The sequence below is a fragment of the Streptosporangium sp. 'caverna' genome (genome assembly GCF_003203775.1).
GTDB lineage: Bacteria > Actinomycetota > Actinomycetes > Streptosporangiales > Streptosporangiaceae > Streptosporangium > Streptosporangium subroseum.
In genome coordinates this window covers 11,077,253-11,091,656 of sequence record NZ_CP029711.1, presented here as the reverse complement: position 1 = coordinate 11,091,656, position 14,404 = coordinate 11,077,253, and the positions used below count along the sequence as shown (strand labels likewise).

Here is a 14,404-nt window from a genome sequence, read left to right as displayed (position 1 = left end):
ATCCTGCTTGACAAGGTTTCGGCGCTCACCAGTTCCATGCGCATAGCCAAGAGAGCCTGTCTATCCCCTCAGGTCGACAGCGAGCGAGGTGCCGCATGCGTTAGTGGCAGCGGCACCTCTGCCTTTAAACAGAGCAGTCGTGCTTCAAGTCCGATGAACCAAGCGCACAGGGGTATGGGAGAAGGCCGGAAGGAGTTCGCCTGTGGTAAGCGCCTACTCCAAGATCTCCAGTGGCGGAAGCTGATCCACGATCTTCACCGTCTCCAGGCTGACCGTCACAATCCGCTTGAGCAGGTCGATGATGTAGCGCGGATCATCGGACCAGTCGTTGGGGTCGTTGATGATGCCAGAATCCTTGTCGATCTTTATCTGGTACCGATCAATGATCCACTCAATCGCGGAGCGGGCACCGAGCTGGTAGCGATACGCCTCCTCCGGGATGTTGGTGAGGGTGACCCAGTTGTTGTAGACGATGGTCGAGCGGTCCGGCTTCCCCTGCACCTTGAGGATCTTCATCTTCGCGACGCGGTACAGCTCACGGGGCGAGGTGCCGGCCGCGTTGCCGGAGATCTTCTCCACGATGCCCTTATACGGCTCGGCCCGCTCGTAGTGGATGTGCAGGTCGGCGAGCTTCCGGCCAGCCTTGGCGTAGCTACGGAAGTCGCCCACCTTGGGGATGCGGGGAAGTGACTTCTTGAGGTCGGCGGCGAAGCGATCGCGGTAATCGGGCGAGTGCAGCAGACCGTACGTGTAGTAGAAGATGTCGTCCTTGGTGATCGCGGCGTCGGCGTAGGATTTGCGATAGCCGCGGAGGGCGGCGTCGGTAATGTTGTCGATACGCTCGTAGCCACCATCCTTCTCAGAGCTAGCGAAGAGGACGTTATCCTTACTGAGTTCGCGGTAGGTGTAGCGCGGGAAAAACTGACCGTTGCTGGAACCCCAGTACGCCAAATCTGGGAGATGGTCGACAGCGTGCGCCGAGAAGGGCCTGTCTGACCCCATACCCGTAATGTAGAAACCAAAGTTCGTATGCTCAGAGGTCGGAAACAGCCGAGGGAGCTGCGATCGTTCATGGTTCAGGTGACGGTCGAAGTAGACCGACTCCTTCATGAACGGCCGATAGGCGGATTGCGTCACTCGTGCCGCTTCGAAGGTGACGACCTCCCCTTTAGCTAGGTATCCCTTAAGGCTTCGGGACCAGCTGATTTTCTCAGTATCCAAGCTAATGAAGCTATCAACATGGTCTCGTGGCGAGGTGACCTGGTGGGCTACGCAGTAGTTCTTGAAGTCTTCTATCTGAGAGTTGTAGAAGTCAATCATGGATTTCGCGCTCTCCTGCACGCGAGCAGCCGAGAAGTTGTAGACCCAAGCATCCCGGTTCGTTTGAAGCCCCGCGGAGTACGTACTGAAGAGGGGGGTGGATCCACTCTTTCCTGCCCTGTCCCCGATCGGCTGGAAGCTCGTAAATCGTTCGTCCCGCTGGTTGATCCAATCCCCATCTGCGTTCGGTGTGATCTGCTGCCAGTCCACCGTGTCTAAGTCCTGCGAGCCGACTATACGAAGCTTGTCCTCGCGGTTGAGGCGGTCGCCGATGTCCCGGTATTGGAGCACGAACCCCGAGCCTGTGTCGGAGGCATCCTTACCGCCTTTGATGAGAATCAGGATGGCGACGGTGCTCCGGCTACCTGAGCCGAAGATCTTTCCGCCTTCCTTGTGGGACTGTTCGCCGGCCGTGCGTTGGTTGCCTCGCAAGTTGTAGCAGTAGATTGCGTCGAATTCGTCGACCAGGGATTTACGGAGGCCATCCGCGGTGTTTCCATCGATGTAGCCACCGTTGGAGACGTAAGCAACGATCCCCTCGTCCTTGATCCGGTCCGAGGCCCATCGGATGGCGCGGATGTAGGAGTCATACAGTGAGTTCTTGTTCGTGGCCGTGGAGCGCGCCACGTACGTGTGCTTGATGCGTTCGTCCAACGCCTCGTACTTAAGGTTCTGGTTATCGTCATTCTGGCTGTCCTGTCCTACCGAATATGGCGGGTTACCGACGACGACTGTGATGTCCTGCGTCCGCTGCTTCTTCGCACGCTCGCTGTTGCCCTCCAGGACTTCCATCCCTGGCATTGTCTGGGCTGCGCTCTCGGCGAGCTGGAAGGTGTCGGTGAGGACGATTCCCTCGAAGGGCCTGTACTCGCCACCAGCGAGGTCATGGAAGGCGGCCTCGATGTTGATGGCGGCAATGTAGTACGCGAGAAGCACGATCTCGTTAGCGTGTAGCTCGCTCGCATACTTGCGCTGCAGATCCTCCGGTTTGATCAGGCCGGACTGGAGGAGACGGACTGGGAAAGTGCCGGTGCCGACAAAGGGATCAATGATTTGGACGCCCTCGTTGGACAGGGAGCGTCCAAAGTGCTTGGCCAAGGCTTGTTCGGTGGAGCGGATGATGAAGTCGACGACCTCGACGGGGGTGTAGACGATGCCGAGCGCGTCGGCGCTCTTCGGCAGGGCGGTCTTGAAGAACTTGTCGTACAGCTCGACGATGACGCGCTGCCGGCCCTCGGCGTTGTCGATACCCTCGGCGCGTACTCTTACCGAATCGTAGAAGCCTTCCAGGGTCTTGGTCTCGGCGTCCAAGCCCTGGTCGTCGAGGATATCGAGCATCCGCTGCATGGCCTTGGAGACGGGATTGTGCTCGGCGAAGCCGTAGTCCTTGAACAAGGCGTCGAAGACGGGCTTAGTGACGATGTGCTGGGCGAGCATGTCGACGGCGTCGGTTTCACTGACGCCGGGATTGATGTTCGAGCGCAGTTCGCCGACGAACTCCTCAAAGGCTGCCCTCTTCTCGGGGACCGCTAGGGCGGCCCTGATGCGGGTGACGTGACGGCTGGCGATCTGGGCAATGTCCTTGGCCCATTTCTCCCAGTAGTGGCGCTCGCCGACCTTGTTGACGATGCGGGCGTAGATCGCGTTTCGCCAGTCACTGATGGAGAACAGCGCGTCTTGGATGTGCTGAGCGCTCTGGGCTGCCTTCTCCTTGGCGGCCTCGTCGCTCTCGGCGGTGCCGGAGCGGTCCGCGCCCCCGACCGACTCGTCGTTGGGGCCGATGCTGCCGATGCCGATCTTGTTGTCAGGCTTGTTCTTGTTCAGGTCGATCTGGTTGACCGTCGCGTTGAAGCGGTCGTCGTGGGCGCGCAGGGCCTGGAGGACCTCCCAGACCGTCTTGAAACGCTTGTTGTCGGCCAGAGCCTTCTCCGGCGACATCCCAGCGGGGATGGCAACGGGTAGGATGATGTAGCCGTACCTCTTGCCAGGTGCCAGGCGCATCACCCGGCCGACGGACTGGACAACGTCGACCACGGAGTTACGAGGGTGCAGGAAGAGGACAGCGTCCAGGTTCGGGACGTCGACGCCCTCAGATAGGCATCGGACGTTAGACAGGATCCGGGCCTGGGCTGGGCCGGGGTCCTGCTTCAGCCAGTCCAGCCTCGTGTTGCGTGCCAGGGCGTTGAACGTGCCGTCGACGTGGTCGACCTCGCAGCGAAGCACGTCATCGTCCGCGCCGTCGTAGGCCTCGACGATGTCGTTGAAATGGGCGGCGATCTGCTTGGAGTCAGCGATGGAGCGGGCGAAGGCCACGGCACGCTTCATCGGCTCCTCGCCTTCGGCGAATCCGGAACCGTCGGCGAAGGTCCCGGTGCGTTTGGCCATCGCGTTCCAGCAGCCGATGATCTTCGCCGCGTCGTCGAGGGCCAATTCGGACCCGCCGCCGGCAAAGCCCTCCTGGAGGGTCTTGGCGACCACGCCCTCGTCGATGGTGAGGATGAGGACCTTGTAGTCGGTGAGCAGCCCCTGCTCCACCGCCTTGCCGAAGCCCAGGCGGTGGAACTCCGGCCCGTAGAGGGCCTCGTTGTCCATGGACGCGAGTACCGCGGAGCCGTCTTCGGCCTGGGACTTGCTGCTGTCGTCGTACAGGCGCGGGGTAGCGGTCATGTACAGGCGTTTGACGGCTTTCACATACTGCTTGTCGTGGATCCTGACGAAGTTCGATTCACTCTGGCCGGCCAGGGTGACACCGGTGGTGCGGTGGGCCTCGTCGCAGATGACCAGGTCGAACTCGGCAAGACCCTTGCGCTGGGCCTCGGCGACCACCGGCAACGACTGGTAGGTGGAGAAGATGACCGTGATCTTCCCCTTCGGGCCTCCACCGGTGATCTGGGTATACAGCGTGGCGGTGTCGGTTGTGGCAGGGAAGATGAGGTCGTACGGGGAGATGTCCTCGTTGTCGCTCCGATTGCCCGCCTTGGTGTCCGAGCACACGGCGAACGGCCGCAACGGCACCTTGGCCTCTGCGGTCCACTCTTTCAGCGTCTGAGAGAGCAGGGAGATGGACGGGACCAGCACCAGAACGCTGCCGCCCGTCGGGACGAGATCCTCGGCGATGCGGAGCGAGGTCAGCGTCTTGCCCGTACCGCACGCCATGATGAGCTTGCCCCTGGCGTGCGACAGGAAGCCTTCGCGCACCGTGGTCAGTGCCAGGTCCTGATGGGGATACAGATCCTTCTTGGGCTTGCGCTCCATCACCTCGGGGGCATCCAGGTTGAACTGTGACCAATCGACGCTCGACTCATCCAGATCCTGCACCCGCAGGCGCGTCACGGGAATCTGCTGGCCTCTTAGGGCATCTTCCGCATGTTTGCTCCACTTGTCCGTTGTGGAAATAATCAGACGCGAAGAGAAGCCACTCTTGCCCGATGCGGTGAAAAACGAGTCAATATCGCTTTTCTGGAGGGTGTGGCTGGAACCGTAGAACTTGCACTGGATGGCGGCCAAGGCGCCCGTCTCGCGCTCCTGGGCGACGAGATCGATGCCCGTGTCGGGTTTTCCAGCTCTGTCGGGCCAGTCGTTCCAGAGCCAGACGCTGCCGAAACGATTAGCCCACGAGCTGTCCGTACGTAGGTACGCAGCGATCAGCCGCTCGAACTTGTTCCCCTTATCCCATCCACTGGTTGAGGAGGTATGAAGCTCTTCAAGAACTTCTTGAATACTTGTCGCCAACGTCCCATTCCCGCCCTCGTGCACCCGACTCTTGTCGGAGAAGGACGCCATTAAGTACATGGAAGTTGACTGCCAAGCAAAGAAAATAGCCGTCCTCTTATGGACAAGTGAAATTATTGACAAACGGGTGCGGGTTTGATCATGGATGCGCTAAAATGGCATATACGCCACATGTAGGCATAAAAGGGATATCCACTGAGCATGGGCGTTTCTGGCCGAGTCCGCCCGAAAGATCGCCGCTAGCCGGGCTATCCGACCGATGATCTGCTCTGGGCGCCTGTGCTCTTAGAGGGTTGTCCAAGGTGAAATCGACCGCTGACCTCGCACTTTTCGAGTGTGACGATCTCTCCGACCATCTCTTGGGAACTGGGGGAGAATGTCGACGCTGCCTGATGCGCGGCTTTGCGAATATTGCTGTCAACCGCACTCCCCTTGCACGGTGGCAAGGCCTGAGGAACGAAGGCCGCGGCAGCGATCGCCCCAACCACATAGGGCGGCAGCGAAGTGAGCGATCGTCAGGGCTTTCTGGACGCCTCTTGAGAGTGTTTGAAACCGTCAAAGCTCGACGCGGAAAGCAAAAGGCAGTGGCAGCGCTCCGGGTACTTCGTTTGTTTCGTGCGCCTGGTAGTCGTTAGCGCGTGGGTGGCGCGGGCCGCGACCGGCCGAAGAGCCGCAGCGCGGCCAGCGACCGCCCGACGCGCGGCGGGCCGCCGCAGGCGGCACGCCCTTGAAGACGTAGAGAAAAGTCTCATTCAGCTGTCTGCTCTGGGTTCTGTGTCCAGTTTGTAATTTTCACTACTGCGATCGCATGCCCTGGTTTCATGTCCTCTAGGAGCTCTGCCGCCTGCACCCGGTTCGTAGCCTCCAACCTCACAGTCGTCGCATGCCCTGGCTCCATAGCCTCCAGCAACGCAGCCGCATGCCCCGGGTCCATGGCCTCTAGCAGATCAGCCGCATGCCCCGGGTTTATAGCCTCCAGCACCGTGACCGCATACTCCGGTTTCATAGCGCTCAGCACTGCGGCGGCATGCCCCGGTTTCATGGCCTCCAGTAGCCCGACCATCTGCTCCGAATTCATGACCCTCAGCAGCCCGACCGCATACCTCGGCTTCATGGCCTCCAACCTCACAGCCGCATAACTCGGCTTCATAGCCCTCAACACTGTGGCCGCATGCCCCGGTCTCATGGCCTCCAGCACCACAGCCGCGTGCTCTGACTCCATGTCTTCCAGTAGCCCGACCACCTGCGCCGACTTCATGAACCACAGCAGCCCGACCACCTGCTCTGACTTCATGGCCTCCAGCACCGCGGCTGCCTGCCCTTGGTCCATGGCCTCCAGCACCGCGGCCGCCTGCCCTCGGTCCATGGCCTCCAGCACCGTGATCGCCCGCCCCAAATCCATGGCCACCAACCTCACGGCGGCATGCCCCGGTTTCATAGCCTCCAACACTGCGGCCGCCTGCTCCGGGTCCACGGCCCCCAGCAGCTTGATCGCGTGCTCTGGGTTCATGGCCTCCAACCTCACGGCTACCCGCCCTTGGTCCATGGCCTTCAGCGCCGTGACCGACCGCCCCAGATCCATGGCCTCCAACCTCACGGCGGCTTCCCTTGGCTCCATGGTTGCCAGCAGGACGACCATGGAATCCGGGTCCATGATCTCTAAGAGAGTGGCTGCCCGCTCTGCGTTCATGGCTACCAACCGATTTGCTGCCTGTTCCAAGTCCATTGCCGTCAGCCGTTCGGCCGCCTCCTGGAGAGGATCGGCGATAGCAGAAACCGTCGCGGGGCTGGCGAGTTCCTGTAGTCCGACGTTGAAAGACACGGACGGAGTGTCTTGGGTGGAGGGCACAGAACGCGGCAGTGAGTCCCGGCTGGCACTCGCCCGCTGCCAGGCCGAGCGCCAGCGTGTTAGCTCGGTCCCGCTGGTCACGCCACACGCTTGGATGAAGGCCAAGACGACCTCTAGCCTCGGCAGAATTCTGCCCGACTCTGCGTTGCCGGCAGTGCTACGCGGCAGATCAAGGTCTTGTACCTTGGCACGGTCGGAGAGTTTTTGCAGAGAGGGTTTTCCTACGGACGTGCGCAGGTTCCGCAGTTCGCGTCCGAGATCGGCTACCGTGGTGACAGAGTTGGGATCGGGTTCCACTCCCGGACGCATGGTCTTGGTTAGCTGCGCGATTGGGAGATCGTCTGCCATCTTCCGATGATGTCCCACCGCTTCCCATCTTGTCCCATGATCTCCCATACCCGTGATCATGTTGTCCCGCTCGTAGCCAGCTCATCCGTGATCCCTGTCCGGATGGGGGGCGTGGGGCTTTCCTGATGTCAGACACCTGCTGCCCAAGCAGGCTGGATCGTCAGGAGAACATCGACATGCACCACGTCCGCTTCCTATGGGCGGCGATCATCATGATCACATCCCTGATCATCGGCGTGGCCGGAGGGATTCTGGCCTGGATGGGTGGAGCCAGCGCGCCCAACGCCGTACTCGTCGGCGCGGGCGGCTTCGGAGCCACCGTGGCCTTGCTATTGGCGATCGCCTACTTCCTGGAAGGCGCCCGCCCCTGACCGAGGAACGCGTGGCCTCCCGTCGGCGCGCCTCAGAGAGCTTTCTCCTTCTGAGGTGGCCGATGACCTCAACTCCTGAGAATGGAAGTTCTCATCCAGGACGAGTGGCTCTCGATGATCCCGGCTCTATAGGGACTATTCGGAAGCTTCACCGGTCTCTGCTGCGCGTTCTTCGACGGTGGTGACGAAGCTGCCCATGCCGCGTTCAGTGCGGATCCACCGGTCCTTGCGAAGAGCGTTCATGACCTTCTGCGCGGTCTGGGTGGCGATGCCGAACTCTTGGGTGAGGTCGATGACCGAGGGGATTCGCTGGCCTGGCTTGTACTGGCCGGCTTCGATGCGCTTGATGATGATGTCTCGCACCTGTCGCCACCTGGGCAGATCGTCGCGCAACTCGGTCATGAGCACACGGTAGAAGCCCGTAGTGACGGCTACCTCGGCGGAACATGGTGCCGTATTCTATGGTGTACTACACCATTGCAAGTCTATGATGCGGACGTGGCATCGGTGAGCGGCAGTGCGCAATCGGTCCGGGGCCGGCCTTCCCCGTAGCGGGTCCTGCCTTTCAGCGTTGGAGGGCGCTAAGAGGCACGGTCCGGTGGGCTGCTCACCGATGCCCGGCTCACCCGAGGACGTGCACCGAATGCTGTGAAAGGGAGTGAGACTGTGACCTCTCTGGGTCACCTGACCGAGCTCTATCACGGCCTCCATCCCGCTGCCCCGCAGGCCGAGTGTCAGCGGCTGGAGTGGCGTGTGCACGTTCCGCGTACCGACCGGATCCGGGTACGGAAACACACCTGTGCGTGCCGGACGGTTGTCTATGAGCTCTGCCAGGCGGGCGGCCTGGCCTTCGTTCGGGAGCTCTACCGGGAGGGAGATGTGACGAGGCAGCGAGAGAGCGCATGGCTGCTGACGGCTGAGGGATTGCACCTGTGGGAGGCGATTCTCAGCGGTTGTGCCCGGTGAATGCCTGCTTGGTGATGGTAGCGAGGATGAAGGAGATCACATGCCAGGACGGATAGGCCGTGTTCTTTCAGCTGGATGGACGCTGTCGCCGGTGGGCGATGGTCCCGTGATTGACGGGTGGCAGACGGAGATGAGCGGGTGGGGCGTCTTCTACGCGCGCCGCAGTCCGGACCACGTGCTGGCCGAACATGAGGTACTCGCCGGCCTTACCCGCTACCTGGTGGCGCATACGGCCGAGGAACTCATCCGGCTGGCCGACGAACAGCGGCGTCTCCAAGAGCAACTGAGCGGCGGGACACAGCCGGTGGTGTGTCCGCACTGCGGATGTGCTGCGGGGGAGGCGCCGCTGATTGTGACAATCGATGAGTCGTCGGTCACCGCCGAGCGGTGCGCGCAAAGCTACCGAGACGGCGCGGCGTGCTCCCACGATGATGTCGAGTGGACCCACCAAGATCCGCTTCCCGAAGGCGCGCGGTGTCGGGGGTGTGGCACCTGGTGGAGGCTGGATCTGATCCCGACCGCGGTCGCGGCCCGGCTCACCGGTGGCATTGCTGCCCCTGAGGACAGCTTGCCTCCCGTAGCCGATCGTAGGCACCCATGATCTCGCCCGCGGCGGCATCGGCTCCCAGGCGGTCGGTGTGCAGGCGCAGGTGAAAGAACCCGGCGTCGGTGTGAGCCTCCAGGTCGGCAAGGGTTTCGTCCCACGCGGTCAGGCGCTTGGCGGTGTCAGGGTCCCCGCGCTGTCGAGATCGCTGTTCGGTGACCTCACGGGGTATCCACAGCAGCACGCGCAACCATCCATCCGGGACCGTGCCGATGAGCCGACGCAGATCGGAGATGTTGCCCATGTGTACGACCGGCACGTAGCCAGCGGCGTGCCGGTCTTCGATGGCCTGCCGGTCGACGGCATAGATGTTGCCGTAGCGGTGCGTCTCGGCCAGCAGACGACCGGCCTCGCGCAGCTTGTCCAGGTGCTCGGCACTGATGAACTCATACCCGTCGGCGCGGCCGGCGCCGACCTTGAGCTTGGGCAACAACACGAATCGCGCATCCAGCCGGGCGAGGGCGGCGGTGATGGTGTCCTTGCCGCTGGCGGGCGGGCCGTACAAGACGATTCCTTGCGGACCGCTCACGTCAGGATCCGCTTGAGGGCCTCGCGGGTCTGGTCGGCAAGGCTGATCGCCGATCCCAACCGATTGTCCACCGTGACATGTGCGGTGGGCGGGCTGGTCTCGGTGTCGAGCCCGTCGGCGTATCGCTCCCAGTTGCCCAGCTTCCAGGCATCGCGGGCGGCTCCGCGGAACTCGATGTATTCGCGCATGGACTCGGGATCGCAGCGGACCCAAATCGCCGCGACGTCGATGCCCTTGGCCGCGCACCGGTTCTCCAGCCGGGTGAACCAGGCTTCGTCCTTGAGTTCGGTGATGAACGGCGCGGACAAGATGGCCGAGGTGCCGACGTTGAGGTTGTCCCACGCAGCCTCCATCAGACACCGGTACTCCAGCGGCCGGACCTCCTTGAGGTACAGGTCGCTGTGGCGGTCGTTGGGGTCACCGCCCAGGGAGACCAGCAGCCGCTCCACGATGCACCGGGTCAACGAGTCCTTGTCCAGGAACGCCCAGCCGGTGATGTCGGACAAGAAGCGGGAGAACTCGGTCTTGCCCGATCCGGCGTATCCGCCGACCAGGACGAGGATGGGTTTGGGGCTGCCACCGCCGTGGCGCCGGCGCCAGGCGTCGACCACCCGGCTCCGCAACAACGCCTGCGGGGAGCCGTCCGCGGTGATGCCGCCGACGGAGACCTTGGTGAACGCCTCTTCGATGACGTGGGCGGCGGCGTTGTCCGCGGCGGGATCAGCGGGCGCAGGCAAATCGGAAATCACAATTTCCGCTTTCTGTGATTCACCGGGCAAAGGGTTGCGAAAGCCGAGTTCGGGCTCGGTGGCCTCATACAGCAGGCAGTAAGCACGCCGGTAATGCGGGCCGGGGAACACGGTTCCCTGCTCGTGCCCCCACAGGGTCTGGAAGTTGGCCGCCGGGACGCTCAGGCCGTGGCGGGTGGCGGCCTGGCGCAGGCGCTCGCCGGCGGCTTCCAGGGTGAGGCCGTGGGCTTCGCGGTGTTCCCGCAGGCGGGAGGGGGTCCAGCCCTGATGCTGGGTCGTCTTCAATTGCATACCTTCGCCTTCACGCTGTGGAGGTCGTGCGCGGTGTGCGGTCGTGCAGGTGAAAACGCTTGTGTAAATGCTCGTTGAGTGGAACTGAAGAAGCTTAACTAGATCGGCGTGATACCGGAAACCCTCAGCTCACGGTGAACTTAAGTCATCGCGAAAGGCGAAACGCACCGCAGAGCAAGGGAGAAACCAATGAACGCAGACCCGCAACGGATCATCTGGGAATTGACCGCGATCCGGGCAGAGCTGGACGAAATGGCATGCCGAATCGGTGAGATCACTTCGGCTCTTCGAAGACTGCCGCCTCCAGGGCGGCAAGCCGATCCCCCAGTTCCTTGAGGGAGTGACGCACCTGGGCAAGCTGGTCCAGGACCTCGGCGTTGATGCTGGAGGTTTCCAATTCGGGGGCATCAGCGGGACTCTCGCGGACGAACACGCCCTTGCCCTGCTGGCCAATCACCACGCCTTCGGTGCGCAGCACGCTGATCGCGGCCTTGACCACGCTGGCGGAGACGTCGAAGCGCTCACCCAACTGGGCGATGGACGGCAACGCCGTACCGGGCGCGAGTAAGCCGGTGCGGATCTGGCCGCGCAGCTCGTCGACGATCTGCAAGTAGGCCGGCTGGCCAGTCTTCTCCACCATCTGCTTCGTCCATCTCGTCTGCACTCGCGTGCGCTCATGTGCGCACGCTTCCAGTTCAGCACACCCCCGCAAAGAAACCAACCAAGCCGTCAAAGAACTCATTGACAACTTAGAACTCCAAGTATTCTATGTATTCTAAGTATTCAGCCTAACAAAGGAACGATCATGCGCACCATCCCCATCCCCGTCGACGTCACCAAACTCCAGATCACCTGCGTCAAGGCCGCCAAGCCCCGCCTGGTCAACAAGGACACCGGCGAGATCAAGCGCGACAAGGACGGCAACACCATGTACGAACTCACCTTGCTGTTCGAAGACGAGTTCAACCGGATGGAACTCGTCAAGATCAGCACCACCCCCGAACCACAGATCATCGCCGGAGAAGAGGTCATCCCGGTCGGCCTGGTCGGCTACGTCTGGGAACAGGGCGGACGCTGGGGCATCTCCTACCGCGCCCAGTCCTTCGTCCCCGCCGGCTCCGCCCGAACGGGGGCGGACCTGTGATCGACCTCAGTCACCCCCTGCTCAAGCTCCTCGCCGCCGTGCTCGTCCTGATCGCCTGGCGGCGCTGGGCTCCGCTCTCCTACTGGTACGCGCTCGTCTTCCCGCGCAAAGCTGTCTGGCTGCGCTGGTCCTGGCGGCACGTGGCCTCCGGCTGCGCCCTGACCAAGAAGCGCTACCGCTGGTGGTTCACCACCGTGCCCGGCCTGGTCGCCTCCACCGGCGTGGTGCGGGTCAAGCGGCGCTTCCAGCGGGTCGCGGTCGACACCAAACCCTGGATGGGCCTGCCCCGGCCGGTCCGGCACGGCTTCCGCATCACCTTCCACCTCCTGGATGGCCAGGTACCCGACGACTACGCCAAAGTCTGCGAACGCCTCGCCCACGCCTGGCGCATCGAAGCGGTCCGCGTCGTCGGCTCCCGGCCCGGCCGCGTCACCCTCCAAGGCATCACCCGCGACCCGCTATCCCACGTCGCCCCCGCCATAGCACCGGCCGAACCGCGGGACGGCTGGCGGGCCGAGGACCTGCTGCGGCCGGTCGTCGGGGTGCTGGAGACCGGCGCGGCCTGGCGGATGGACCTGCGGCTGATCCCGCACTGGATGAACGCCGGCGCCACCCAGTCCGGCAAATCCAACCTGATCAACGCGCTCATCGTCGGCCTGGCCCCGCAACCGGTCGCCCTGGTCGGCTTCGACCTCAAAGGCGGCGTGGAGTTGTCGGCCTACGCCCCTCGCCTGACCGCACTGGCCACCACCCGCACCGAATGCCTTGACCTGCTGTCCGACCTGATCGCCGTGATGGGCGCCCGGATGCTCGCCTGCCGCCACTCCGGGGTCCGCGACATCTGGCAACTGTCCGACGCCGCCCGCCCCATCCCTGTCGTGGTCCTGGTCGACGAGCTGGCCGAGCTGTACCTGACCGCCGACAAAGCCGAAAAGGATCAGGTCACCCGCACCGCCACTGCGCTGCTGCGCATCGCCCAACTGGGCCGCGCGTTCGGCATCCATCTGGTGCTGTCCGGCCAACGCATCGGCTCCGACCTCGGCCCCGGGGTCACCGCGCTGCGCGCCCAGATCGGCGGGCGGGTCTGTCACCGGGTCAATGACCCCGAAACCGCCATGATGACCCTCGGCGACCTCGACCCCGATGCCCTGGTGGCCGCCCGATCCATCGCCCCCGAACTACCTGGCGTCGCCGTGATCACCGGCTCCGACGGCCGGTGGTATCGGGCGCGGTCCGGCTACGTCTCCACCACCGCCGCCGAACACGCCGCCGGCACCTACGCGGCAATGGCTCCCTCCTGGAACCAGGTCGCCGCCTCCGGCCTCGGCCACGAACTACCGCCCCGCGACGACACCCCCGAACTCGCCGCCTAATCCCCGAACGGGAAGGAGAACCCTCGCCGTGAGCGCGACCACGCCCCCGACCGCGTCCCGCCTAGCCGTCCGGCTGGCCGACTCCGCACCGGTACTGATCCTCGCCGCAATCGCCGGGGCCGGCAGCTTCACCCACATCCGCGACACCGCTACCCAGCACGGGCAGTCAGGGTGGATGGCCTGGGCCGTGGCCATCTGCGTCGATCTCACCTGCGTCATGGCGGCCCGCGAACGGCAACGCGACAAGAAGAACGGACGGGAACGGGACGGCTGGATCTCCTGGCCCACCCTCGTCCTCATCAGCGGCATCGCACTGTCCCTGGCCGCCAACCTCGCCCAGGCCGAACCCTCCGCCTGGGGGTGGATCACCGCCGCGACCCCGGCCGGCGCTTTCCTGATCGCGGTCTCCATGCTGGAGCGCCGCGCCACCGATCCCCGTCCCGAATCGTCCCCGGCCCTCGTTCCCGTCCTGGACGCCGTACCGCAGATCCTCCCCGCGGTGGGCACCGTCCCTGAGGACACCGCCGAATCCGCCGCACCCGTTCCGCTGTCCGGCCTCGCCGTTCCCGGCCAGAACGAAAACGGTACGGCTGGCCCGCTCCTGGACTACGCCCGCCGCGTCGCCGACGAACACCACGCCCGGCACGGCAAACCCATCACCCGCGACACCCTGCGCACCCGCCTCGGGGTGTCCAGCCAACTCGCCTCCGACCTCCTGCGCACCCTGCGCGAGGGCCCTGAACCCGCCTGAACCGAAGGGAACCCCCATGCGCATCCGCATCGACGGCACCTACGCCGAACTCGCCTACACCCTCAACAAGATCCGCACGGTCCTCCCGGTCGGCTCCATCTCACCGATCCGCCCCCGACGGAAGCGCCCCTACACCTGGCGCGTGTTCGTCAACACCGCTCCCAACCGCGACGTCAGCAGGTGGATCGCATGACCGACGATCCGGATGGCCCCGACAGCCCTGACGACCGTGCCCCGCTCGTCGACATCGCCCCCAAGCGCTGGCTGTGCTGCCACTGCGGCGGGACCGGCGTCGACAGCTACGGCCCGACCTGTGAGCACTGCGAGGGCCTCGGCTTCTGCTGAGCCTCTCGGCGCCCCCGGCGTGACCACACATC

Annotated in this window: 13 protein-coding genes and 1 pseudogene; 7 read left to right on the top strand and 7 right to left on the bottom strand. The window is 63.8% G+C overall.

Going from position 1 to position 14,404, the window contains the following annotated elements; translation table 11 throughout:
• Window positions 1-213 precede the first annotated feature (213 nt).
• The 3 genes and pseudogenes from DKM19_RS48065 to DKM19_RS53215 form a co-directional block, all read right to left on the bottom strand.
• Window positions 214-5,052 carry a type ISP restriction/modification enzyme gene (locus DKM19_RS48065; RefSeq protein ID WP_239513995.1) on the bottom strand — a complete coding sequence of 1,613 codons (4,839 nt, stop codon included), beginning with the start codon at window positions 5,050-5,052 and terminating at the stop codon, window positions 214-216.
• Between the two features lie 748 nt (window positions 5,053-5,800).
• Window positions 5,801-6,874: a magnesium transporter MgtE N-terminal domain-containing protein gene (locus DKM19_RS48060; protein WP_162642335.1), complete on the bottom strand. Its 1,074-nt coding sequence runs from the start codon at window positions 6,872-6,874 to the stop codon at window positions 5,801-5,803.
• A 93-nt stretch (window positions 6,875-6,967) separates the two neighbouring features.
• Window positions 6,968-7,210, bottom strand: a pseudogene (locus tag DKM19_RS53215) (helix-turn-helix domain-containing protein); the annotation flags it as partial.
• Window positions 7,211-7,374: 164 nt separating this feature from the next.
• Between DKM19_RS53215 and DKM19_RS48055 the strand changes: the two are divergent.
• Window positions 7,375-7,620 (top strand): hypothetical protein, encoded by a 246-nt coding sequence (locus DKM19_RS48055; protein WP_162642333.1) that lies wholly within the window; start codon window positions 7,375-7,377, stop codon window positions 7,618-7,620.
• A 135-nt stretch (window positions 7,621-7,755) separates the two neighbouring features.
• On the opposite strand, the gene DKM19_RS48050 is transcribed toward DKM19_RS48055, so the two are convergent.
• On the bottom strand, window positions 7,756-8,022 hold the full coding sequence (locus DKM19_RS48050) for a winged helix-turn-helix domain-containing protein (protein ID WP_204358571.1): 267 nt from the start codon (window positions 8,020-8,022) through the stop codon (window positions 7,756-7,758).
• A 264-nt stretch (window positions 8,023-8,286) separates the two neighbouring features.
• Between DKM19_RS48050 and DKM19_RS48045 the strand changes: the two genes are divergently transcribed.
• The gene (locus tag DKM19_RS48045; RefSeq protein WP_110705210.1) at window positions 8,287-8,586 is read left to right on the top strand and encodes a hypothetical protein; all 300 of its coding nucleotides are present in this window, start codon (window positions 8,287-8,289) and stop codon (window positions 8,584-8,586) included.
• A 536-nt stretch (window positions 8,587-9,122) separates the two neighbouring features.
• Here DKM19_RS48045 and DKM19_RS48040 read toward each other — a convergent pair.
• The 3 genes from DKM19_RS48040 to DKM19_RS48030 form a co-directional block, all read right to left on the bottom strand.
• Entirely contained in the window at window positions 9,123-9,719 is a 597-nt protein-coding gene (locus DKM19_RS48040) for a guanylate kinase (RefSeq protein WP_110705209.1), read from the bottom strand.
• Window positions 9,716-10,759 (bottom strand): AAA family ATPase, encoded by a 1,044-nt coding sequence (locus DKM19_RS48035; RefSeq protein ID WP_204358570.1) that lies wholly within the window; start codon window positions 10,757-10,759, stop codon window positions 9,716-9,718. Before DKM19_RS48035 ends, DKM19_RS48040 begins: the two co-directional genes overlap by 4 nt.
• Window positions 10,760-11,033: 274 nt before the next feature.
• Complete coding sequence (locus DKM19_RS48030; protein ID WP_110706511.1) at window positions 11,034-11,399, bottom strand: GntR family transcriptional regulator; 366 nt, start codon at window positions 11,397-11,399, stop codon at window positions 11,034-11,036.
• 165 nt (window positions 11,400-11,564) lie between these two features.
• Between DKM19_RS48030 and DKM19_RS48025 the strand changes: the two genes are divergently transcribed.
• The 5 genes from DKM19_RS48025 to DKM19_RS50405 are packed head-to-tail and all read left to right on the top strand — an operon-like array spanning window position 11,565 to window position 14,372.
• Window positions 11,565-11,903, top strand: coding sequence for a hypothetical protein (locus DKM19_RS48025; RefSeq protein ID WP_110705207.1), 339 nt, complete (start codon window positions 11,565-11,567; stop codon window positions 11,901-11,903).
• Window positions 11,900-13,276 carry an FtsK/SpoIIIE domain-containing protein gene (locus DKM19_RS48020; protein WP_110705206.1) on the top strand — a complete coding sequence of 459 codons (1,377 nt, stop codon included), beginning with the start codon at window positions 11,900-11,902 and terminating at the stop codon, window positions 13,274-13,276. Before DKM19_RS48025 ends, DKM19_RS48020 begins: the two co-directional genes overlap by 4 nt.
• A gap of 28 nt (window positions 13,277-13,304) precedes the next feature.
• Window positions 13,305-14,027, top strand: a complete 723-nt coding sequence (locus tag DKM19_RS48015; protein ID WP_110705205.1) for a DUF2637 domain-containing protein — start codon at window positions 13,305-13,307, stop codon at window positions 14,025-14,027.
• Between the two features lie 16 nt (window positions 14,028-14,043).
• On the top strand, window positions 14,044-14,220 hold the full coding sequence (locus tag DKM19_RS50410) for a hypothetical protein (RefSeq protein ID WP_162642332.1): 177 nt from the start codon (window positions 14,044-14,046) through the stop codon (window positions 14,218-14,220).
• Entirely contained in the window at window positions 14,217-14,372 is a 156-nt protein-coding gene (locus DKM19_RS50405) for a hypothetical protein (protein WP_162642330.1), read from the top strand. The genes DKM19_RS50410 and DKM19_RS50405 overlap by 4 nt, the downstream gene beginning before the upstream one ends.
• The last annotated feature ends 32 nt before the right edge of the window (window positions 14,373-14,404 follow it).